Genomic DNA, 21,670 nt, shown 5'->3' with positions numbered 1-21,670 from the left:
CGGGCATGGCGCGGACTCCCACCACCGGGCGACGGGAACGCAAGAAGGCCGCCACCCGCCAGGCCCTGGCCGACGCGGCACTGCGGCTGTTCCTGGAGCGCGGCTTCGACCAGGTCACCGTGGCCCAGATCGCCGAGGCCGCGGACACCGCGGTGTCCACCCTGTTCGCGCACTTCCCCGGCGGCAAGGAGGCGCTGATCCTGGGCGATGGCGCCGAACGGGCGGCCGCGCTGACCGCCGCGGTCCGCGAGCGCCCGGCGGGCGGTTCGATCCTGGTGGCGCTCAAGGACTTCCTGGCCACCCGCGGCCCGTTCCACCCGGATCCGAGCCCGGACTACCGCCGCCGCACCGACCTGGTGGTGGCCACCCCGGCGCTGCGCGCGCACGCCCGCGCGTTGTGGACCAGCGCCGAGGCCGCGCTGACCAGGGTGCTCGCCGCGGAGACCGGCCGGGCCGAGGACGAGCTGTCGCTGCGGCTGCTGGCCCGCTATGTGCTGGAGATCCCCGACCTGGCCGCGCGGGCCGAGGACCCGAGGGCCGCCCTGGACACCGCCTTCGCGCACCTGGAACGCGGCTGGCCGGGGATCTGAGTCCGCGGCTCAGCGCAGCGCGTCGTAGATCGCCTTGACGTAGGTCCCGCTGCGGTCGGAGCCGATGATGCCGGGCGCCATCCGGTTCATCACGTAGGAGATCGTCATCCGCCGCTCCAGATCCATGATGATCATCGAGCCGCCCCAGCCGCCCCAGAAGCAGATCTTGCCCTCGGGGATCCAGGGCAGCAGGTCCGGCCGGGGCAGCGCGTAGCCGATCCCCCAGCGCAGCGGGATGCCCAGCGAGAGGTCGATGCCGTTGGCCTGCTCGGTGAAGATGGCCTCGATGGTGTCCTGGCCCAGCAGCCGGACGCCGTCGACCGTGCCGCCGAGGGCGAGCGCGGAGAGCATCCTGGCCACCGATCGGGCGTTGCCGTGCCCGTTCGCCCCGCCGATGTCCGCCTGCCGCCAGGCCGCGGTGCCTGCCACCTCCGCGGTCATCGCCGGTCCGGTCATGCCCCGGACGATCAGGCTGTCCGGCCCCAGTGCTTCCAGGTCGAAGTCCAAGGGCGGCGGCGGCACCAGGTCCGCGATCCGGCCCCAGTCCCGCTCGGCCGCGCCGATCTGGAAGTCCGCGCCCAGTGGGCCGGCGATCTCCTCGGCGACGAACCGCTTCAGCGGCTTGCCGCTCACCCGGCGGACGACCTCGCCGACCAGGTGGCCGAAGTTGAGCAGGTGGTAGCCGGAGGCGGTGCCCGGTTCCCACCACGGGGCCTGCGCGGCCAGCATCGCGGTGGAGCGTTCCCAGTCGAAGACGTCCTCGGCCACGACCGGCTGCTCCCAGGCCGAGACCCCGGAGGTGTGCGCGAGCAGGTGGCGGACCTCGATCCTGTCCTTGCCGTTGGCGGCGAACTCGGGCCAGTACTTGGCCACCGGCGCGTACAGGTCGAGGTCGCCGCGGTCCACCAGCATCAGCGCCGCCAGGCTGGTGACGGTCTTGGTGGTGGACCAGACGTTGGTGATGGTGTGCTCCTCCCACCCGGCGGTGCGGGCCTGGTCGCGGTAGCCGCCCCACAGGTCGAGCACGGTCTCGCCGTCGATGTCGAGCACCAGGGACGCGCCCAGTTCCTCGCCGGTGGCCACGTTCTCCGCGAACGCGGCGCGGACGGTCTCGAATCGGGCATCGTGTCTGCCCCGGATCTCGGTCATGCCGTTAAGCTAAAACCTGACGTTGACGTCAGAGGCAAGGGTTGAGTGCGAAGAGGCAACAGGTGGGTCCGAACAGGCAAGGATTGGGTCTGGGCATGCGCATCGGCGAGCTGGCCGCCAGGACGGGTGTGAGTGTCCGGGCGCTGCGGTACTACGAGGAACAACTGCTGCTGGGGTCGGAGCGCAGCGCGAGCGGGCAACGGCACTACCCGGACGGCGCGGTCGGCCGGGTCCAGCTGATCCAGCAGCTCTACGCGGCCGGCCTGTCCAGCCGGACCATCCTGGGCATCCTGCCGTGTGTGCTGACCGGCGAGGTGACCCCGGAGCTGCTCGACCGGCTGACCACCGAGCGGGACCGGATCAACGGCCAGCTCGCCGGGCTGACCTCGACCAGGGACCGGCTCGACGCCATCATCACCACCTCGGCCACCTCACTGGCCGCGGGAAAGCCCTGCGCGGCGCAGTCCTGACCATGCGGGTGGACGAGCTGCCGGAGTGGTTGCCGGGCTGGTGTGCGGACGTGCTGGGGGCCGAGCCGGTCGGCGTGCGGTTCGCGCTGCGGTCGATCTCGGCGGTGTACGGGCTGCGGCTGGCCGGCGGGCGGGATGTGGTGGTCAAGGCACGGACGGACGACGGGCGGGCCGCGTCCTGTGTGGCCGCGCAGAAACTGTTGGCGGAGCGGGGATTCCCGTGTCCCCGGCCGGTCACGCCAGTGGTCGGCGTCGGCGCGCTGGCCGTGCACGCCGAGCAGTCCCGGCCCGGCGGCGACCTGCTGCGCGGCGACGCACCGGCGGTCGCGGTGCGCTACGCGGCGGTGTTCGCCCGGCTGATGGCCGCACTGGCCGAGGTGACCGTGCCGCCGCCACTGCCGAATCCGCGCTGGGCACGGTGGGATCACCGGGATTCCGGACTGTGGCCCGCGATCGGCTTCCTCGACGAACGGGACCAGCGCGCCGTGCCCGGTCACGTCGTCGACACGGCCGAGCGGGCCCGCGCGCGGTTGCTGGCCGCCGACCTGCCGTGCGTGCTGGGCCACGCCGACTTCGAGGCGCAGAACCTGCGCTGGCGCAACGGAAACGTGTGGGCCGTGCACGACTGGGACAGCCTGGCCTGGCAGCCGGAGGCGGCCCTGGTGGGTGCGGCGTGCGGGACGTTCGCCAGTGCCTCGCCGCCAACGCTGGCCCCGATCGAGAGTTCCGCCGCGTTCCTGGCGGCCTATCAGGAACTGCGGGGACGCCGGTTCACCTTGGCGGAGCAGGAGATCGCGTGGGCGGCCAGCCTGTGGCCAGCCGTGCACAACGCGCGCTGGGAGGCACTGCACGGCGATCGGCCGGTGTGCGGCGAGGCCGTCCGGGCGCAGGCGGCCGAGCGCCTGCGCCGGGCGAATGCCCTTTCCGCCGCGAAATGATCACTTTGCCGGCTACTTCCCGCGCGGCACCGGGACCGGCCGGGCCAGCACCTGGTCCAGGACGTCGGCGAGGAATCGCGCCGGGTCCGGGACCGGTGCCGTGACCCGCATCGCGACGATCGCGTCGGGTCGCACGAGCAGGGCCCCGTCCTCGGACAGCCACGGTGCGTGGACCCGGTGCGCCGGCAGTCCGGCCGCCGCCGCGGCATCAAGCCACCGGTCCCCCGCGGCGCCCACCAGCAGGGTCCACCGGGACGCGACCAGGTCGAGCGTGGAGACCCCGTCGACCCACGCGTGCGGCACCCGGGAACCCGGCGACCCGTCCAGCGCCACCGCCAGGTCCACTGTGGATGGTAGTTCCGGCCGCGGGTCGACGACGGCGGCCGAGTCGTACCGCTGGCCCAGGTGCACGATCGGCGCCGCCCACACCCCCGCGGCCGCCCTGGCGGCGTCGGCCTCCGGTCCAAGCCCCCAGTGCAGCGCCGGGTCGGCGAGCCTGCGCGTCGCCTGGTCCATCGTCGCCACGGCGACCGGCTCGCGCTCCCGGGCGTAGGTGTCGAGCAGCCCGGCGCCCGCCGCGCCCTGGTGCACGGCGGCCAGCTTCCACGCCAGGTTGTGCGCGTCGGCGACCCCGGTGTTGAGGCCGAAGGCGCCCAGCGGCGACACGGTGTGCGCGGCGTCGCCGACGAGGAACACCCGGCCGAGCGTGAAGCGGTCGGCCAGGACACTGCGGGGCCGCCACGGGAGCACGCTGCGCACCTCCACGGCGAGGCCGGGATCGCCGACCGCCGCCCGGACGACCGCGGTGCAGCGCTCAGGTGTGAAGTCCTCGGGGCGCTCGCCCCCGTCGATGTCGCAGGTGACGTGGAAGACCCAGTTCGTCTCGCCGTCCACGGTCGCCAGCAGCCCGGGCGCCGCCGGTGTGGTGATCGTGCAGGTGCCGAAGGACATCCCGCGCAGGTAGGGCCGGAGGTCGGCGCGGAACAGGATGTTGATCATGGACTTGCCCAGGTCGCCCGCGCCGGAGGTGCCCACGCCCAGCGCGGTCCGCACGGCGCTGTGCGTGCCGTCGGCGGCCACCACGTACGCGCAGCGCACCGAGTAGCGGCCGTCGGGTCCGTCCAGTTCGACGTCCACCCCGGCGGCGTCCTGGGTGATGCCGACCAGGCGGGTCGACCAGCGTAGATCCGCGCCGCGGCGCGCGAGGTCGGCCGCCACCACGGCGTCGAGGCGGTCCTGCGCGCAGACCCCGCGCAGCCGGAACGGCGTGGTGGCCAGTTCGGCGGCGGACGGGGCGGGCATGGGCACGGTCACCACGTCGCCCGCGCCCATCTCGACGACGGTCCGGGCCACCGCCTTGGCCGTGGCGCCGCGGAGGTCGACCGCGACGGCGTCGACGGCGGCGTCCAGGCCGAGTTCGCGGAGGATCTCGACGGTGCGCGGCCCGATGCCGGTGGCGCGCGGATGGACCGAGGGTCCGGACCGGCGTTCGACGAGCACCGTGGGGACACCGTGGTGGGTGAGCAGCGCCGCGGTGAGCAGCCCGACGCTGCCGCCGCCGACCACCAGCACCGGCACTTCTGGATACGTTGTATCTGTCATGGCTACACTGTAGCCGGAAGATAGGATGCCGGTCAACGGAGAAAGGAAGCACCCGTGACCGAACCCACTCCTTGGTCGGTGTGGACCAGGCCCCGCCCCGAACCGCGCAGGCGCGCGCCGGGGGTGGAGCAGTACGTGGCCGCCGCGCTGGCCGTGGCCGACGCGGAGGGCCTGGCCGCGGTGTCGATGCGCCGGGTCGCGGGCGACCTCGGTTCCGGTACGGCCACCCTCTACCGCTACATCACCAACCGCGACGAACTGGTGGATCTGATGGTCGACGCGGCGCAGGATGAGGACCCGCTGCCCGAGTCCGCGCGGGACTGGCGCGCCGGCCTGGCCGCGGTCGCGCACTCGCTGCGCGCGACCCTGCTGCGGCACCCGTGGCTGGCTGGCGAACTGGCGGGCAGGCCCGCGCTCGGCCCCAACTCGTTGCGGCGGTCCGAATCCGCGCTGCGCGCCGCCGTCGCGCTCACCCCCGACATCACCCTGGCCGCGCAGGCACTCGGCGCCCTGCACGCCTACGTGCTGGGCTCGGTGGCCACCCAGCAGGCCACTCGGCGCGCCGAGCAGCGCACCGGCCTGACCGAGGAGCAGTGGCAGCGCAGCGTCGGCCCCTACATCAGCGAGGTCCTCGCGGCGGGCGAGCACCCGATGCTGGCCCGCCGCGTGCACGAAGCCGAGGAACTCGACCCCGACGCCGGCTTCGCGTTCGGCCTGGACTGCCTGCTCGACGGTCTCGCGGCCCGGCTGGGTCGCTGACCGGTCAGCGAGCACCCGGGTCAGACCAGGCGCACCGCGTAGGGCATCAGCCCGCCGTAGCGCACCGGTGAGATCCGCACCCGGGAGCCGGAGTGCGGGGCCTCGACCATCCGGCCGCCGCCCAGGTACATCGCCACGTGGTGGATGCGCCCGCCGGTGGCCCAGAACAGCATGTCGCCCGCTGCCATCTGGGACAGCGGCACCCGGCGGCCGTAGTTGTACTGGTAGCCGCTGTAGTGCGGCAGGTTGATGCCGATCCCGGCGTAGGCGTAGATCATCAGGCCGGAGCAGTCGAAGCCGACCTTGCGGTAGTCGCCGTAGGAGTCGGCCACGCCGCCGTCCCGGATGCCGCGGGTGGGGCCGGAGCCGTTGCCGCCGCCCCAGGCGTAGACCACGCCGAGCTGGGAGAGCGCGCGGTTGATCGCGATCTGCACGCCGCGGCCGGGGGCCGGGGCGACGGTGGGGCGGGCGGCGGTCTGCGGGCGGGAGGCCGGGCGACTCTGCGCGGCGGCGGCCGCGGCGGCCCTGCGGGCCTCCTCGGCCTCGCGGCGCTGCCGTTCCTCCTCCTCGCGCCGTTTCGCGGCCAGCCAGTCCTCGTAGCGCTGCCGCTGGCCCTGCAGGCCGCTGACGTGGTTGCGCGCCTCGAAGAGCTGCTTCTCCACCGCGGTCCTGGTGGCCTCGATCTCGTTGGCCCGCGCTTCCTGGGTGCTGCCCGCCTGCACGGCCACGGCCTGGGCCTTGTCCGCGACCCGCTTGGCCGCCTCGGCCTCGTTCTGCTTGGCCTCGGCCAGTTCCAGGGCCTTGCGCGCCAGGGAGTCCTTGTTCGTCTTGTCCGTGCGCGCCCGGCGCATGACCTCCAGGACGTTGGCCTGGGAGCCGCTGATCAGCTCCAGCATCTCGGTGCGGTCCAGGATCTCCTGGGGGTTCTTGGCGGTGAACAGCGCGCCGGTGGTGTCGAGCAGGTTGCCGTTCTGGTAGGTCGCGGCGACGAAGACGTCGGCCTTGGCGCGCAGGTCGTCGATGGCCTTGGCGGCGGCGTCGGCCTCGGCGCGGGCGCCGCGGGCCTCGGCCTTGGCCCGGTCCGCGACCTCCTGGGCGGCCTCCAGGTCGACCAGGGCCTTCATCGCCTCCTCGCGGCGGAGTTCGACGTCGGCCATCAGCTCGTCCAGGCGGGCCTCGGCCCGGCTGAGTTCGTTGGCCAGCCTGCCGACCTCGCCCGCCTTGGAGTCGACCTGGGCGCGCCCGTCGCGGATGTCGGCGTCGCTGGGGTTGGGCGGTGGCGGCGGCACGGCGACCGCCACGCCGGGCGTGCCCGCCAGCAGCGCGGCCGCCAGCGCGGTCATCGCCAAGCCCAAGACGAGGTTCCGTCGTGTCGGCATGTCGCCCACCTCCGAACCTTCCCTCCGCCGGTCGTGCCCAGCCGCCAACCCCCGCTCGGCCTACTCGCCGGGTACCGAACGGCTGCGGTCGCACACGCTGAGCAACTGTGACATTCAGCCCCACCAGTCGCCAGTGATCTCAACATGAACACGCGCCTCATCCCTCACACGTGTCACATTTACTGGGGACAATGTCGCCCGATTGAGGCATTCAGAACACACGCTGTGCACAAAAAAGCTCGGGGCACACGAGGTGCCCCGAGCTGCGGAAACGATCCGGTAAAGGGTCTAGTTCACCTTGCGGTCCAAACCGGCCCAGTAGGGCTCGCGAAGCTTGAACTTCTGGATTTTCCCGGTGGCCGTGCGGGGAATGGACTCGCGGAACTCGACTGTCGTCGGCGCCTTGTAGCCGGCCAGCTTTCGCTTGCAGTGCGCGATGATGTCGGCCTCGCTGACCTGCGCGCCCTCGCTCACCACGACCAGCGCCTTGATCGTTTCGCCCCATTTGTCATCCGGTACTCCGATGACGGCTACTTCAGCCACGGACGGGTGACTGAACACGCAGTCCTCGACCTCGATGGAGGAGACGTTCTCCCCACCGGTGATGATCACGTCCTTCTTGCGGTCGGAGATCGTCAGGTGGCCCTCCTCGTCGAGGGTGCCGCCGTCGCCGGTGTGGAACCAGCCGCCCTCCAGGGCCGCTTCGGTGGCCGCCGGGTTCTCCCAGTAGCCGCCGAGCACGGTGTTGGCGCGGGCCAGCACCTCGCCGGTGCCGGAGATCTTGAGCCGCACGCCGATGCCGGGCGCGCCCGCGCGGGAGAGCTTGCGGGCCCGCTCCTCGGTGGAGAGGTCGAGGTCGGCGGGGCGGGTGCGGTTGAAGGTGAGGAAGGGCGAGGTCTCGGTGAGGCCGTAGAGCTGCTGGAACTGCCAGCCGAGTTCCTCCTCGATGCGGGCGATGGTGCGGGTGGGCGGCGGCGCGCCCGCGCACACGATGCGCACCTTGTCCCGGCCGGGGATCTCGCCGTCCCAGTCCTGCGCGGCGTCCAGGACCATGTTCCACACCGCGGGCGCGCCACAGGCCAGCGTGACGCCGTGCTGCTGGACCCGGCGCAGGATCTCGGCGCCGTCGACCTTGCGCAGCACCACCTGCGGCACGCCCAGCCCGGTGGCGGCGAAGGGCATGCCCCAGCCGTTGCAGTGGAACATCGGCAGGGTGTGCAGGTAGACGTCGCGTTCCCAGACCCTGGCGTGCAGGCCGAAGGTCATCGCGTTGATCCAGATGTTGCGATGGGTCATCTGCACGCCCTTGGGGCGGGCGGTGGTGCCCGAGGTGTAGTTGATGGTGGCGGTCGCGTCCTCATCGGGCGCGGCCCAGGCTCGCGGCTCGGTGTCGAAGCGCATCACCTCGGACTCGGTCTGCTCGCCGAGGACGAACTTGTGCCGGGCGGTGGTCCCGGTCAGCGCGGGCGCGAGTTCGGGGTCGACCAGCAGCACCGAGGCGCCGCTGTGGCCGATGATGTAGTCGATCTCCTCCGGCCGCAGCCGGAAGTTCACCGGCACGCAGATCCGCCCGCTGGCCGGGACCGCGTGCAACAGTTCGAGCAGCCGGGCCGAGTTGTGGCTGACCACGGCGACCCGCTCGCCCTCGCCGACGCCGAGCCGGTCCAGCCCGGCCTGCCAGGCCCGCGCCCGCCGGGCCATCTCGCCATAGGTCGTGGCCGGCACCACCGCGGCCGGCTGGCTGGGTTCGTCGATCACCGCGGTGCTGCTGGGAAAGACGGTCTCCGCCCGATCAAGGAAGTCGGCGACGGTCAACGGTACCCGCATCGTTCAGGCTCCTCCGGTTCGTCCGAATGGCCACAGACGGTAGTGAGCCCGGGTACCCGCTGTCAGCTCACCCCTTCCCCCCGCCGGGTGACCCAGCGGCAGACGAGCCCCACCAGTCGCCAAACGGTCCCCCAAGAACCCCCACACCGAGTGTTGGCCGTTCTGGTACACCACGTTGGCCGTTGTCGTACACCACGTTGGCCGTTGTGGGACGCGGTTGTGCCCACTGCGGACCGAGGGCCCGCTGCCGCCGCCCAGTTGGGCCAACTCGGCGTACCACTTGGGCCAAACCGGCGTACCACTTGGGCCAACTCGGCGTCCGGAACGGCCAACTCGGCGTACGAGAACGGCCAACACTGCGGGGGTGGGGCGGGTCAGGCGGCGAGGAATTCGAGGCGGTTGCCGACTGGGTCGGTGGTGTGGAAGCGGTCGCGGCCGGGGATCTCGGCTGGGTCGGCCCAGTTCACCTGGTGGCCGGCGGCGGTGAGGACTCCGGCCAGGGTGTGCACGTCGGTGATGAAGGCGGGGTGGGCCTTGGCCGAGGGCCGGAAGCCGTCTTCGGCGCCGATGTGCAGTTCGCCGCCGCCGGGCACGGCGAACCAGCAGCCGCCGCGGGCGGCCAGCAGCGGGGGTTTGGGGATCTCGGTCCAGCCGAGCACGCCGGTGTAGTAGGCGCGCATGGTGTCCTCGCAGCCGGGCGGGCCTGCCAGTTGGACGTGGTGGATCATGGTGGTTCTCCTTGTCTCACAGTCGTGTGCGGCCGAGTGCGTGCACCAGGGCGACCGTGGCGGCGAGCAACCCAGCGGACAGGGTGACGTTGAGGGTGAGCCGGCCGAGGGCGTGCGTCCCGTCGGCGCCCTCCAGGAGGGTCATCAGGTTGCCGATGGGTGGGATCCGGCCGAGGAAGATGACCAGGACCACGCCGAGCAGGATGGTGCTGACCGCGTGCACCGGGCGGTGCAGCAGCGGGCGGGCGCAGAGCAGTCCGAGGGCCACGCCGAGCAACCCGCTGCCCAGGTGCGCCAGGGCCCCGGCGAGCAGCAGGCTGGGTGGCTGCGGACGCGGGTTGACCACCAGGGGCACGAGCAGCGCGAGGGCGATGAGGGTCAGCAGGGCCAGCACCGCCAGGGTGACCAGCGCGGCCAGCACCCGGCCCCAGCCGCGTGCGGTGACCAGGGTGACCTGCCGCTGGATGGGGTCCTCGGCGTTGCAGATGACCATGGTCAGCGCGGCGGCCACCGGGTAGAGGACCAGTGCGGTGCCCTGGTAGGCCGACAGTGGCGGGCCGGGGTCGCCGCTGTTGAGCATGCCCAGCACGGCCAGGAACACCAGCGCGGGCAGGAAGAAGACCTGGGCGCGCAACAGGTCGGCGGCCAGGTAGCGGAGCAGGGCCAGGTGGCGGGTCAGCACGGTCACCGGGTCACCTCGCCGCCGCCGAGTTCGCGGGCGGTGGCGCGCAGCGCGTCGGCCCGGTGCGCGGGCACCCGCAGGGTCAGTTCGACCAGGTCGTCGCGGCTGGTCTCGTGCACCCGGATCCGGCCGTCGGCGATCTCCACCAGGCGGTCCCGGCGGATCAGCTCGTGGTGCTCCTCGTGGTCGATGAGCAGCACGGTCGTCCCCGCCGCCGCGGCCTCGGCGAGCAGTTCCCCCAGCACCCCGGCGGCGGTGCTGTCCAGGCCGGTCCACGGCTCGTCCAGCACCAGCAGACCGGTCGGCGCGAGCAGCGCCTGGACCAGGGCGATCTTCTGCGTGTTGCCCTTGGAGAGCCGGTTCATCGGCTCCTCCGGCTCCCCGGCGAAGGCCAGCCGGGTGAGCAGCTCCTCGATCCGGGACTCGGTGACCGCGCGGGCCTGACCACGCAGGGCGCCGAGGTGTCGGAGGTAGTCACGCGGGGAAAGCCGCAGGTGTGCCGGGAACCGTTCGGGCACGTAGCCCACCTGCGCCGGCCTGCCGCGCACCCGCCCCAGGCTGGGTTGGCACACGCCCGCGACCACCCGGAGCAGGGTGGACTTGCCCGAGCCGTTGCGGCCGCGCACCACCGTGGTCTGCCCGCCGGGCAAGGTCAGCTCGACCTCGCTCAGCACCAGCCGGCCACGCCCGTAGCGCTTGCCGACCCCCTCCAGCCGCAGCATCCCCAGTCCTCTCGCTCCCCCGGTGTGTCCGGTGCCACGTCCCATCCAACTCGACACGCGCCGACCCCGGTTGAACGTGAATATAGGACAAGCGTACTGTTAGGGCTAGGAGGGCACGGCGGCGCACTCGGCCCGGGTGCGCAAGACTCGCCCTCGTTCCCCGAACTTGCACGCACCGCCGCGAGATGGAGTTGCACGTGACCGCACCCGTGAGCAAGGACAGCTTCGGCGCACGCGGCACGCTGACCGTCGGCGACGCCTCCTATGAGGTGTTCCGGCTCAGCGCCGTGGAGGGCGCCCAGCGCCTGCCGTACAGCCTGAAGATCCTGCTGGAAAACCTGCTGCGCACCGAGGACGGCGCGAACATCACCGCCGACCACGTCCGCGCCCTGGGCAGCTGGGACCCGAAGGCCGACCCCGCCACCGAAATCCAGTTCACCCCGGCCCGGGTGATCATGCAGGACTTCACCGGCGTGCCCTGTGTCGTTGACCTGGCCACCATGCGCGAGGCCGTCACCCAGCTCGGTGGCGACCCCTCGAAGGTCAACCCGCTGGCGCCCGCCGAACTGGTGATCGACCACTCGGTGATCGCCGACATCTTCGGCCGCCCGGACGCCTTCGAGCGCAACGTGGACCTGGAGTACGAGCGCAACCGCGAGCGCTACCAGTTCCTGCGCTGGGGCCAGACCGCCTTCGACGAGTTCAAGGTGGTCCCGCCGGGCACCGGCATCGTGCACCAGGTCAACATCGAACACCTGGCGCGCGTGGTGATGATCCGCAACGGCCAGGCCTACCCGGACACCGTGGTGGGCACCGACAGCCACACCACCATGGTCAACGGCATCGGCGTGCTCGGCTGGGGCGTTGGCGGCATCGAGGCCGAGGCCGCCATGCTCGGCCAGCCGGTGTCCATGCTGATCCCGCGCGTGGTCGGCTTCAAGCTGCACGGCGAGCTGCCCCCCGGCGCCACCGCCACCGACCTGGTGCTGACCATCACCGAGATGCTGCGCAAGCACGGTGTGGTCGGCAAGTTCGTCGAGTTCTACGGCTCGGGCGTGACCGCGGTGCCGCTGGCCAACCGCGCCACCATCGGCAACATGAGCCCCGAGTTCGGCTCCACCGCCGCGATCTTCCCGATCGACCAGGAGACCGTGGACTACCTGCGCCTGACCGGCCGCAGCGCCGAGCAGCTCGCGCTGGTCGAGGCCTACGCCAAGGAGCAGGGCCTCTGGCACGACCCGGCCGCCGAGCCGGACTTCTCCGAGCACCTGGAACTGGACCTGTCCACGGTGGTCCCCTCCATCGCGGGCCCGAAGCGGCCGCAGGACCGGATCTCACTGTCGGAGGCCAAGGAGAAGTTCCACGCCGACATCCGCAACTACGTCGCCGATGAGGACGGCGTGGACGAGGCGAGCGAGGAGTCCTTCCCGGCCTCCGACGCGCCCGCGCACAACGCGCGCGCCAACGGCGCCCGCCCGCACCGCACCGTCCCGGTGACCCTGGCCGACGGCACCGAGACCACCCTGGACCACGGGCACGTGGCGATCGCCTCGATCACCTCCTGCACCAACACCTCCAACCCCTCGGTGATGCTGGGCGCGGCCCTGCTGGCCAAGAACGCGGTGGAGCGCGGCCTGAGCCGCAAGCCGTGGGTGAAGACCTCCCTGGCGCCGGGTTCCAAGGTCGTCATGGACTACTACGAGAAGGCCGAACTGCTGCCGTACCTGGAGAAGCTCGGCTTCCACCTGGTCGGTTACGGCTGCGTCACCTGCATCGGCAACTCCGGCCCGCTGCCGGAGGAGATCTCCAAGGCCATCAACGACAACGACCTGTCGGTGGTCTCGGTGCTCTCCGGCAACCGGAACTTCGAGGGCCGGATCAGCCCCGACATCAAGATGAACTACCTGGCCTCCCCGCCCCTGGTGGTGGCCTACGCCCTCGCGGGCACCATGGACCTGGACCTCAACACCGAACCGCTGGGCACCGACCCGGACGGCAAGCCGGTGTTCCTGGCCGACATCTGGCCGACCCCGCAGGAGATCCAGGACGTCATCGCGACCTCGATCAACTCGGAGATGTTCGTCAAGGACTACGCCGACGTCTTCGCCGGTGACGAGCGCTGGAAGTCCCTGCCCACCCCCACGGGCAAGACCTTCGAGTGGGCCGATGACTCCACCTACGTGCGCAAGCCCCCGTACTTCGAGGGCATGGAGATGGCCACCAAGCCGGTCACCGACGTCAGCGGCGCCCGGGTGCTGGCCCTGCTCGGCGATTCGGTCACCACCGACCACATCAGCCCGGCCGGTTCCATCAAGCCGGACTCCCCCGCCGGCAAGTACCTCAGCGAGCACGGCGTGGCCCGCAAGGACTTCAACAGCTACGGCTCCCGCCGCGGCAACCACGAGGTCATGATCCGCGGCACCTTCGCCAACATCCGGCTGCGCAACCTGCTGCTCAACGATGTCCAGGGCGGCTTCACCCGCAACTTCCTGGCCGAGGGCGAGCAGACCACCATCTACGAGGCCAGCGCGGCCTACGCGGAAGCCGGTATCCCGCTGGTGGTCCTGGCCGGTAAGGAATACGGCTCGGGTTCTTCCCGGGACTGGGCGGCCAAGGGCACCAGCCTGCTGGGCGTCCGGGTGGTCATCGCCGAGTCCTTCGAGCGCATCCACCGCTCGAACCTGATCGGCATGGGTGTGCTGCCGCTGCAGTTCCCGGACGGCCAGACCGCGGCCACCCTGGGCCTCAACGGCACCGAGACCTACGACTTCGCCGGCGTGACCGAGCTGAACAACGGCAGCACTCCGCGCACGGTCAAGGTCACCGCGACCAAGACCGACGGCGAGCAGGTCGAGTTCGACGCGGTCGTGCGCATCGACACCCCCGGCGAGGCGGACTACTACCGCAACGGCGGCATCATGCAGTACGTGCTGCGCAAGATGGTCCGCAGCTGACCACCTGAGCAGAGCCAGGACGGGGCGGGAAGGCCGATGGTCTTCCCGCCCCGTCCTTTGTGGACAGACCTCAGCGCTCGGTCACCGCGGGCGGCACCGGAACCGGATAGCCGGACGGGCCGATGTTCTTGTCCAGGGACTTCTTCCACTCCCCGCTGCTGATCATCTTCTCGATCGCGGCGTTCACCTTGCCCTTGCCGGGCAGGTCCTCCCTGGCGATGCCGATCCCGTACCGCTCCGGGTTGAACGGCTTGCCCACCACCTTGAGCAGTTCCGGGTTCTGCGCCGCGTACCCGGCCAGGATCACGTCATCGGTGGTCACCGCGTCCACATTGCCCAGCAGCAGGGCGCTGATGCACTCGGAGTACCGGAAGTACTCCACCAGCTGCGTGGTCTTGGCGAAGCGGTCCTTGATGGTCTGCGCGGAGGTGGTGTTCGGCACCGTGCACAGCTTCTTGCCGTTCAACGACTCCGGCCCGGTGATGTCGTTGGTGTTCAACCGCACCAGCAGACCCTGCCCGGCGATGAAGTACGGCCCGGCGAAGGCGATCCGGGTCTTGCGGTCCTCGGTGATGGAGAACGAGGTCACCACCAGGTCCACCGAGCCGTCCTGGAGCGACTTCTCCCGGTCCCCCGCCCTGGTCTCCCGCCAGGTGATGTTGCCGGCCTCCACGCCGAGTTCCCTGGCCACGTACTCGGCCACGTCCACATCGAAACCTTCGAGCTTGCCTTCCGCCACCCGTTCGGACAGGCCAGGCTGGTCATAGGCGATGCCGATGGTGAGCTTCTTGGTCTTGGCGGCCCGGTTGACCACCGAAACGTCCCTGGCCTCCTCCTCCGGCGCGGCGCCGCAGCCGGCGATGAGGACCATCGCCACCAGCACGGCCGCCGCGGCACGGAAGCCGAGCGTGCCTGACTTGCGCATCTCCTTGTGCCCTCCCGCCCATTCACTCAAGGCGTGCAGTCTGGTCATGCGCGGGCAAAGGATTTCACCCCTCGTGACCGATCCGATGCGGGCACGTTGCGCTGCCTCCACTCGACTGTCCGTTCTCCGAGAACGGCCGAAAGTCCCTGGCAGATCAGGTGCTCTTGTTGGTTAATCGATAACACAGATCGACAGCGGCCCCGGCACGCGCGCGACCCCGCCCCGGAGGCCGGGACGGGGTCGTGTGGACGTGCGGTGGGCCGGGTTCAGCGGCTCACGCGAAGGGCTGGGCGTTGGGCTGGCAGATGATCCCGTCGGCCGGGGCCTTCAGCTCCGAGAGGTAGGCGGTGGTGATGTCGTCGGCGCACTTGGAGCGGCCCAGGATGGCGTGGCCGAAGGAGTCCACGCTGACCAGGCGGGCCGAACCGAGCTGCTTGGCCATCCGCTGCGAGAACGCGTACGGGGTGGCCGGGTCGTAATAGTTCCCGATCACCACGATCGGGTTCGCCGTTTTCTTGTGCCACGGTCCGGCGTACCGGTCCGAGCCGCCGGGCCAGCTGGCGCAGGGCACCGCGTCGAAGGCCTGGAAGCGGCCGAAGGTGGGGAACTGCTTCTCCCAGATCTTGGCGATCACCGGGTAGGCCGCGGACAGCCGCAGGTAGGGCTTGTCGATGCAGTTGACGCCGTAGAAGGAGTCGTCGGCGGTGTAGGGCGTGTCGGCGAGGGCGTCCCGCTTGCCCTGCGGGTTGTTCCTGGTCAGGAAGTCCGAGGGGCCTGCGGGGGCCGATTCGATCATGATGCCCGCGTCGGCCGGGGTCATCGCGGTGTAGGCCTGCTGCAACGCCACGGCCAGCGGCGCGAAGTTGGCCGCGCCGTACATGGCGCTGCTGACGTTGCTGGTGAAGGCGCTCAGCGTCAGTTTCGCCCCGGTGGGCAGGGTGATCGGCTCGCGCTGCAGCCGGGTGCGCAGCGCGTCGAACTTCTTCCGGGTGTCGCCCTCGCTGAAGGCGCACTTGGGACCGGCCGCGGTGCACCGCTTGAGGAAGCCGTCCAGGGCCAGCTCGAAGCCCTCGGCGCGCTGCCGGTCGGACTCCAGGCCGTCGCCGGTGCGCAGCTCGGGGTCGACGTTGCCGTCGATGACGATCGCCCGGGTCCGCTTGGGGAACATGTTGGCGTAGGTCGACCCGATCAGGGTGCCGTAGGAGAACCCGACGAAGGTCAACTTCTCATCGCCGACGGCCTGCCGCAGCACGTCCAGGTCCCGGACCACGTCCTTGGTGGACATGTGCCGGAGCAGCGGTCCGGCGTTCTTCGCGCACGCCGCGCTGTAGTCCTTGCCGGCCTGGACGGCGTCCCGGACCTCCTGCGTGGTGAAGGGCACCGAGGGCTGCCGGGAGAAGACCTTCTCCGCGTCCTCGGCGGTGCTGAAGCAGCGCAGCGGGCTGCTGCGGGCCACCCCGCGCGGGTCGAAGCCGACGATGTCGAACCGCTTGAGCACCTCGGCGCCGTAGCGCCGGTCGGCCCGAATCGGGCCGAGGTAGCCGGAGCCGCCGGGCCCGCCGGGGTTGATGAACATCGAGCCGATCCGGCGGGCCGGGTCGTCGGCCAGCCGCCGCAGCAGCGCGATCTCCACCGAGCCGGTGCCCGGCTTGCGGTAGTCGATCGGCACCTTGTAGGTGGCGCAGCCGAACCGGGTGCGGTCAGCTTGGGGGTCGTTGACGAACACCGCGTCGGGGCACGGCGCCCACTGCACCGACTCCAGGCCGAACTGCTGGAGGTTCTCCTCATCGGACGCCGCCGCGCCGGTGCCTGCCAGCGCGGTGGCCGCGACCACCGCCACCGCGGTCACCGCCCCTGTTCTGCGCAGCCACCTGAAACCCTGTCGGGCCACCGCTGTCTCCTTAGCTGGGTCGAACACAAGTCTGGGTGGAACCCTCACAGCCCGCGGCGGCCCGGACAAGGCTGGTCCATTCACTGAATGCGCTGAACCCGCGCTGGTCAGCGCCCGATCAGGAACTCCCCTGGCTGGAGCGCGCGGTCCACGATCCGCAGGTCGCCGAGCCAGCCGTAGAAGCTCTTCTCCACCTTCCGCCCGTAGGCGTAGGCCCCGATCAGCCAGCCGCCGGCCGCGGCCGGGATGCCGATGGCAGGGGTGCCGGGGTTGCGCAGCAGTGGCGCGCCGTCCACGTGCAGCACGCTGCGGCGGCCGTCGTTGACCACGGCCACGTGCCACCAGCGCTCGCGCGGCAGTTCGTGGCCCCAGTTGGTGGACAGGCCCTCCTGGTTGCGCGGGAACACCGCCCACTGGAACGCGGCCCCGTCGGAGAGGTTCAGCGTGGCCAGGGGTTCCTGGGGGTCGTCGCCGGTCTTGCCCGCGTCCGCGCCGGTGGCGACCGTGGTGAACAGGCCGCACCAGGCGTTGCGGCCGTCGAAGTCCTTGGGCAGCTTGACGAAGGCCTCGATGGTGTAGCCGCGCGGGAAGGTGAGCCGGGTCAGCGGCGCGTCGGCCGCGGTGCGCAGGTAGCCGCCGCCGCGCAGGTGCAGGCTGCCGTGGCCGGGCTGGTCCGGGTGGTGCCCGGCGGTGTGGGTGAGCGTGTCGGCGGGCGCGCCGGGCAGCGCGTCCCTGGTGAGGTGGTTGCCGTGGCCGGACAGGTCGGTGTATTTCCCGGCCTGGTCGAAGCGCCAGTAGGCCACCGTGCCGGGGATCAGCACCTCGCGGGCGGGCCGGGCCGGGCGGACGGGTGGCGGCGCGAACCGGCGGAACCGCTCGGTGAAGTCGATCTCCACGGTGAACCGGTCGGCGGGCCCGGTGCGCTGGATCTCCTGCCGCTCCAGCACGTTCAGCCGTTCCGGCTTGCGCCCGAGCAGCCACGGCGAGACGGTTTCCACGTCGATCACGTTGCGGGCCAGGTCGAAGTGGTAGAGCCGGAGCATGGCGCTGCCGCCGTAGTAGCGGTCCTGGTAGTTGGCGATGTGCAGGTGCGTCTCGGTGCCCGCCTTGTTGCGCAACGTGGTGCGGCCGGGCGGCCAGAAATGCCCGTTGAGGGTCAGGAAGATCCGGTCCTCATCGGCGATGAGCTGGTCCCACAGCTGTTGTCCCGCAACGGAAAGCTCGGCCACGCCGGTACCGCCGTCGGCGTGCACGAGTTCGTGCGTGGTGAGGATGACCGGCAGCTTCGGGTGCTTGGCCAGCACCTGCCGCACCCAGGCGTGGCCACTGGCCGAGACCCGCCAGTCCAGGGCCAGCAGCAGCCAGTCCCGGCCGGCGGCGCGGAAGACGTGGTAGCTGTTGTAACCGCCCGGCGCGGCGCCGCGGAAGGTCGGGGAGTGCCGGAACCGGTGCGGCCCAAAGGCATCCAGGTAGGGGCTGCGGCCGCGCTGGTCGTCGGTGCGTGAGTCGATGTCGTGGTTGCCTGCCAGCACGCTGTAGGGGAAGCGCCGCCGGTCGAGCACCCGGAACGCGCGGTCGGCCTCGGCGATCTCCTCGGGCCGCCCGTTCTCGGTGACGTCGCCGAGGTGGGCCAGGAACACGATGTTCTGTTCCCTGGCCTGGTCGAGCACGTACTCGAAGGTGGCTTCCAGGGGTTCCCGGTCGCCGCGGTCGAGGTCGAAGAGGTACTGGGTGTCCGGCACCACGGCGAGGGTGAAACGCGGGCTGTCGGGGTCCGCGCCCCGGTGGGTCGCCGCACCGGCCTGCTCCGGCGTGGCGTGCGCGGGCAGGCTCGCGCCGCCCAGCATGGTCGCGCTCACACCGAACAGGCCGCTGGTGCGCAGGAAGGCGCGCCGGTTCGCCGAGGGTCCGTCACTCATGGCCGGATGTTAGGAACACCAACCTCAACGGCGGCAACCCGAAGTCCGAACACGGCCGGAACGCCAGGTGAACAGGGGCGGATCACACCACCATGGCGTGCACCGCGGCCGGGGCGTGCCCGGTGCGCCGGTAGGCCCGCCAGGCGGCGGCGAGCCGGACCACGCTCTCGGTGAGCTGCTCGGGCGGGGCGGTGAACGGGATGCGCAGGTGGTCGGCGCCGCTGCCGTCCATGGACAGCGAGTCTCCCGGCAGCACCGCGACGCCGTGCCGCAGCGCGACCTGGGCGTAGGCGGAGGCGTCCCCACCGGGCAGCCGCACCCACAGGCACTGCCCGCCGCCGGCGCGCCGGAACCGCCAGCCCGGCAGCCGTTCGGCGAGTTGCCCGCACAGGTGGTCGTGCCGCTGCCGCAACTGGTCGCCGCGGCGGCGGGCGATCTCCGGCAGCGCGGGCAGCAGTTCGGCCGCGGCGAGTTGTTCGAGCACCGCGCTGCCCAGGTCGTGAATGGACTTGATCCGCGCGAGCTGCGCGATCTGGCCTGCCGAGGCCCGGATCCAGCCCAGCCGCATGCCGCCCCACACCACCTTGCTCAGCGAGCCGACGGTGATCACCACCCCGGGCGGGGCGAACGCGGCCAGATTCGGCGGATCCTCAGTGCCGTCAAGGGAAAGCCCGGCCAGCACGTCGTCCTCGATCACCGGCACCGCGTGCTCGGCGGCGACCTCGGCGATGCGGCGGCGGGCCAGCGCGGGCACGGTGCTGCCGGTCGGGTTGTGGTGGGTGAGGTTGAGGTAGGCCAGGTCGGGCCGGTCCGCGGCGACCGCGCGACTCCAGGCCGCCACGTCCAGGCCGTCCGGCCCGGTCGGCGCGCTCCGCACCAGCGCGGCGGCCTCCCGGAACAGTTCCAGGGCGCCAGGGTAGGTCGGCGCCTGCACCAGCACCTGGTCGCCGGGTTCGAGGAAGAGCCGGGTCAGCAGCGCGAGGGCCTGCTGGCCGCCGGTGGTGACCAGGATCTGCCCGGGTTCGGTGGGCAGCCCGCGGCTGGTGTGCCGCTCGGCGAGCGCGGCCCGCAACTCGGGATGGCCCATCGGGTGATAGCCGATGTCGCCGCTGTCCAGCTCCGGCAGCCGCGGCAGGGCCCGCTGGTAGGCGGCGGCGAGTTCCGGCGGCGGCCCGTACGGCGCCGCACAGGCCAGCGGCAGGATGTCATCGAGGGGTTCCAGGTAGTTCAGGAACAACGGATTGGCCGGCGCGACCTGGGCGCCCCGCCACCCGGTGAGCACCGCGGGCGCCACCCAGGTCCCCCGTCCCTGGTGCCGCTCCAGCTTCCGCTCCTGCCGGAGCCGGTCATAGGCGGCGACCACGGTCGTCCGCCCCACCGCCAGCCGCTCGGCCAGGGTCCGGTCCGGCGGCAGCGCGGCCCTCGGCGGCAGCTGTCCCGAGTCGATGAGCAGCCGTAACCGCTCGGCCAGCAACAGGTACAGCGGTCCCCGCCCAGCCGACCAGCGGCCCAGCTGCGCGACGAGTCGGTCCACCGCCCACGGTATTGGCTCCATTGCCAAACCAATCTACCCGGGATTGGCGCTGTCCCCACCCCACGGCCCGCACCAGGCTGAACCCATGACCTCCACCCGCCCGGAAACCCGCGCCGTGCACATCACCGCCCCCGCCCTGCCGAACTCCCGCCCCATCAGCGTCCCGCTGTACCAGGCATCCAACTTCGCCTTCGACGACCCCGACGCCCTGGCCGCCGCCCTGAACTCCCCCGACAGCGGCTTCGTCTACAGCCGCTACGCCAACCCCACCACCCGGGCCCTGGAAGACACGGTGGCGGCCCTGGAGAACGGCGTGGGCGCGGTCGCCACCGCCTCCGGCATGGGCGCGATCAACTCGGCGCTGCTCGCCCTGCTCAGCTCCGGCGACCACGTGATCGCCCAGCGATGTATCTACGGCGGCGCCTTCGCCAGCCTCAACGACCTGGCCGCCCGCTTCGGCATCGAGGTCACCTACATCCCCGGCGAAGACCCCGCGGAGGTCGAGAAAGCCCTGCGCCCCAACACCCGCCTGCTCTACCTGGAAACCATCGCCAACCCGGTGACCCGGGTGATCAACCTCCCCGCCTTCCTCGCCGCGGGCACAGCCGCCAACCTGACCACCCTGGTCGACAACACCTTCGCCACTCCCCTGTTGTGCCAGCCCCTCACCCACGGCGCCGACATCGTCCTGCACTCCGCCACCAAATACCTGGGCGGCCACAGCGACATCACCGGCGGAGTCCTGGCCTTCGCCACCGAAGAACTGCACCACAAGGTCTGGCACTACTCGATGGAACTGGGCGCCATGCCGGACCCCTTCGCCGCCTGGCTGACCATCCGCGGCATCCAGACCCTCCCCGTCCGCATGCGCCAGCACTGCGCCAACGCCACCCTGCTCGCGCACCGCCTGACCGAACACCCGGCGGTGACCGCGGTGCACTGGCCCGGATTGGCCTCCCACCCAGACCACCAGATCGCCAAGGAGCTGCTCTCGGACTTCGGCGGCATGATCGCCTTCGAGCTGGCAGGCGGCCGGGAGGCCGGGCACGCGTTCAGCAAGGGGGTGCGGGTGGTGCAGCTGGCCGCGTCGCTGGGCGGGGTGGAGACCACGGTGCTGCACCCGGCGAGCACCTCGCACCGGCAGTTGAACGAGCAGGAATTGGCGGCGGCCGGGATCGGCGCGGGGATGGTGCGGTTGTCGGTGGGGATCGAACACGCGGAAGACCTGTGGACCGACATCGACCAGGCCCTGCCGGCCTGACCCCGCGGGTGCCCGCGGCGATGACCGGGTGTCCGGTGTGGCGAACTCCTCCGGGAGTCACCGGAGGCCCTGTGTGACGTTCCCGTGGCGGTGTCCCCGCCCGTGGCACCCGCCCGGGAGCGTCACAACCACCCGAGCGCGGCGGAGGTCGAGGAGGAGGTTCGGCTGGGCAAGGGCCGCCCCCGCGACGGTGCGCGGAGGCGGCCCCTGGGGCTAAGCGGGTTGCCAGAAGTTGTGTCCGTAACTCGCGGGAGTTGACCTTCCCTCGAACGTGAAGAGCCCCGTCGGGTTGGATTGAGTTACCACACACAACCGACCCGACGAGGCCTCCTTCAGTATG

The 21,670-nt window shown here is 71.5% G+C and carries 17 protein-coding genes; 6 read left to right on the top strand and 11 right to left on the bottom strand.

Annotation, left to right across the window (positions count from 1 at the left end; all coding sequences use genetic code 11):
* Positions 1 to 5 precede the first annotated feature (5 nt).
* Positions 6 to 590 (top strand): TetR/AcrR family transcriptional regulator, encoded by a 585-nt coding sequence (locus tag ACTOWY_RS19240; RefSeq protein ID WP_441311029.1) that lies wholly within the window; start codon positions 6 to 8, stop codon positions 588 to 590.
* Between the two features lie 9 nt (positions 591 to 599).
* Here the strand turns inward: ACTOWY_RS19240 and ACTOWY_RS19235 are convergent, their stop codons facing one another.
* Positions 600 to 1,739, bottom strand: a complete 1,140-nt coding sequence (locus tag ACTOWY_RS19235; protein WP_441311028.1) for a serine hydrolase domain-containing protein — start codon at positions 1,737 to 1,739, stop codon at positions 600 to 602.
* Positions 1,740 to 1,834: 95 nt separating this feature from the next.
* Between ACTOWY_RS19235 and ACTOWY_RS19230 the strand changes: the two genes are divergently transcribed.
* A complete protein-coding gene (locus ACTOWY_RS19230; RefSeq protein ID WP_441311027.1) occupies positions 1,835 to 2,209 on the top strand; it encodes a MerR family transcriptional regulator in 375 nt (124 codons plus the stop codon).
* A gap of 2 nt (positions 2,210 to 2,211) precedes the next feature.
* Positions 2,212 to 3,147 carry a hypothetical protein gene (locus ACTOWY_RS19225; protein WP_441311026.1) on the top strand — a complete coding sequence of 312 codons (936 nt, stop codon included), beginning with the start codon at positions 2,212 to 2,214 and terminating at the stop codon, positions 3,145 to 3,147.
* Between the two features lie 12 nt (positions 3,148 to 3,159).
* Here ACTOWY_RS19225 and ACTOWY_RS19220 read toward each other — a convergent pair whose 3' ends face one another.
* Positions 3,160 to 4,749: an FAD-dependent monooxygenase gene (locus ACTOWY_RS19220; RefSeq protein ID WP_441311025.1), complete on the bottom strand. Its 1,590-nt coding sequence runs from the start codon at positions 4,747 to 4,749 to the stop codon at positions 3,160 to 3,162.
* A 54-nt stretch (positions 4,750 to 4,803) separates the two neighbouring features.
* Between ACTOWY_RS19220 and ACTOWY_RS19215 the strand changes: the two genes are divergently transcribed.
* Positions 4,804 to 5,508, top strand: a complete 705-nt coding sequence (locus ACTOWY_RS19215; protein WP_441311024.1) for a TetR/AcrR family transcriptional regulator C-terminal domain-containing protein — start codon at positions 4,804 to 4,806, stop codon at positions 5,506 to 5,508.
* 20 nt (positions 5,509 to 5,528) lie between these two features.
* Here ACTOWY_RS19215 and ACTOWY_RS19210 read toward each other — a convergent pair whose 3' ends face one another.
* The 5 genes from ACTOWY_RS19210 to ACTOWY_RS19190 all read right to left on the bottom strand — a co-directional run bounded on the left by ACTOWY_RS19210 (position 5,529) and on the right by ACTOWY_RS19190 (position 10,846).
* Positions 5,529 to 6,887: an NlpC/P60 family protein gene (locus ACTOWY_RS19210; RefSeq protein WP_441311023.1), complete on the bottom strand. Its 1,359-nt coding sequence runs from the start codon at positions 6,885 to 6,887 to the stop codon at positions 5,529 to 5,531.
* 288 nt (positions 6,888 to 7,175) lie between these two features.
* A complete protein-coding gene (locus tag ACTOWY_RS19205; protein WP_441311022.1) occupies positions 7,176 to 8,714 on the bottom strand; it encodes an AMP-binding protein in 1,539 nt (512 codons plus the stop codon).
* Positions 8,715 to 9,088: 374 nt separating this feature from the next.
* The gene (locus ACTOWY_RS19200) at positions 9,089 to 9,442 is read right to left on the bottom strand and encodes a glyoxalase (protein WP_441311021.1); all 354 of its coding nucleotides are present in this window, start codon (positions 9,440 to 9,442) and stop codon (positions 9,089 to 9,091) included.
* 16 nt (positions 9,443 to 9,458) lie between these two features.
* Entirely contained in the window at positions 9,459 to 10,130 is a 672-nt protein-coding gene (locus ACTOWY_RS19195) for a hypothetical protein (RefSeq protein WP_441311020.1), read from the bottom strand.
* Positions 10,127 to 10,846 carry an ATP-binding cassette domain-containing protein gene (locus ACTOWY_RS19190; protein WP_441311019.1) on the bottom strand — a complete coding sequence of 240 codons (720 nt, stop codon included), beginning with the start codon at positions 10,844 to 10,846 and terminating at the stop codon, positions 10,127 to 10,129. Before ACTOWY_RS19190 ends, ACTOWY_RS19195 begins: the two co-directional genes overlap by 4 nt.
* A gap of 197 nt (positions 10,847 to 11,043) precedes the next feature.
* Here ACTOWY_RS19190 and acnA point away from each other — a divergent pair, with 197 nt between their 5' ends.
* Positions 11,044 to 13,800 carry an aconitate hydratase AcnA gene (gene acnA, locus ACTOWY_RS19185; RefSeq protein ID WP_441311018.1) on the top strand — a complete coding sequence of 919 codons (2,757 nt, stop codon included), beginning with the start codon at positions 11,044 to 11,046 and terminating at the stop codon, positions 13,798 to 13,800.
* Positions 13,801 to 13,870: 70 nt separating this feature from the next.
* Here acnA and ACTOWY_RS19180 read toward each other — a convergent pair whose 3' ends face one another.
* The 4 genes from ACTOWY_RS19180 to yczR form a co-directional block, all read right to left on the bottom strand.
* Complete coding sequence (locus tag ACTOWY_RS19180; protein WP_441311017.1) at positions 13,871 to 14,755, bottom strand: glutamate ABC transporter substrate-binding protein; 885 nt, start codon at positions 14,753 to 14,755, stop codon at positions 13,871 to 13,873.
* 244 nt (positions 14,756 to 14,999) lie between these two features.
* Positions 15,000 to 16,616: an alpha/beta hydrolase gene (locus ACTOWY_RS19175; RefSeq protein ID WP_441311016.1), complete on the bottom strand. Its 1,617-nt coding sequence runs from the start codon at positions 16,614 to 16,616 to the stop codon at positions 15,000 to 15,002.
* 107 nt (positions 16,617 to 16,723) lie between these two features.
* Positions 16,724 to 18,535 (bottom strand): LamG-like jellyroll fold domain-containing protein, encoded by a 1,812-nt coding sequence (locus ACTOWY_RS19170; protein WP_441311015.1) that lies wholly within the window; start codon positions 18,533 to 18,535, stop codon positions 16,724 to 16,726.
* An 82-nt stretch (positions 18,536 to 18,617) separates the two neighbouring features.
* A complete protein-coding gene (gene yczR, locus ACTOWY_RS19165; RefSeq protein ID WP_441311014.1) occupies positions 18,618 to 20,069 on the bottom strand; it encodes a MocR-like transcription factor YczR in 1,452 nt (483 codons plus the stop codon).
* A gap of 85 nt (positions 20,070 to 20,154) precedes the next feature.
* Between yczR and ACTOWY_RS19160 the strand changes: the two genes are divergently transcribed.
* Positions 20,155 to 21,330, top strand: a complete 1,176-nt coding sequence (locus tag ACTOWY_RS19160) for a trans-sulfuration enzyme family protein (protein WP_441311013.1) — start codon at positions 20,155 to 20,157, stop codon at positions 21,328 to 21,330.
* Positions 21,331 to 21,670: the final 340 nt, after the last annotated feature.

The organism is Crossiella sp. CA198 (genome assembly GCF_052078295.1).
Taxonomy (GTDB): domain Bacteria; phylum Actinomycetota; class Actinomycetes; order Mycobacteriales; family Pseudonocardiaceae; genus Crossiella.
This window is presented reverse-complemented; position numbering and strand designations above follow the sequence as displayed.

Coding starts and splice junctions, on each gene's coding strand:
- ACTOWY_RS19240 (WP_441311029.1), top strand. CDS start 6: ATGGCGCGGACTCCCACCACCGGGCGACGGGAACGCAAGAAGGCCGCC.
- ACTOWY_RS19235 (WP_441311028.1), bottom strand. CDS start 1,739: ATGACCGAGATCCGGGGCAGACACGATGCCCGATTCGAGACCGTCCGC.
- ACTOWY_RS19230 (WP_441311027.1), top strand. CDS start 1,835: ATGCGCATCGGCGAGCTGGCCGCCAGGACGGGTGTGAGTGTCCGGGCG.
- ACTOWY_RS19225 (WP_441311026.1), top strand. CDS start 2,212: ATGCGGGTGGACGAGCTGCCGGAGTGGTTGCCGGGCTGGTGTGCGGAC.
- ACTOWY_RS19220 (WP_441311025.1), bottom strand. CDS start 4,749: ATGACAGATACAACGTATCCAGAAGTGCCGGTGCTGGTGGTCGGCGGC.
- ACTOWY_RS19210 (WP_441311023.1), bottom strand. CDS start 6,887: ATGCCGACACGACGGAACCTCGTCTTGGGCTTGGCGATGACCGCGCTG.
- ACTOWY_RS19205 (WP_441311022.1), bottom strand. CDS start 8,714: ATGCGGGTACCGTTGACCGTCGCCGACTTCCTTGATCGGGCGGAGACC.
- ACTOWY_RS19200 (WP_441311021.1), bottom strand. CDS start 9,442: ATGATCCACCACGTCCAACTGGCAGGCCCGCCCGGCTGCGAGGACACC.
- ACTOWY_RS19190 (WP_441311019.1), bottom strand. CDS start 10,846: ATGCTGCGGCTGGAGGGGGTCGGCAAGCGCTACGGGCGTGGCCGGCTG.
- ACTOWY_RS19170 (WP_441311015.1), bottom strand. CDS start 18,535: ATGAGTGACGGACCCTCGGCGAACCGGCGCGCCTTCCTGCGCACCAGC.
- ACTOWY_RS19160 (WP_441311013.1), top strand. CDS start 20,155: ATGACCTCCACCCGCCCGGAAACCCGCGCCGTGCACATCACCGCCCCC.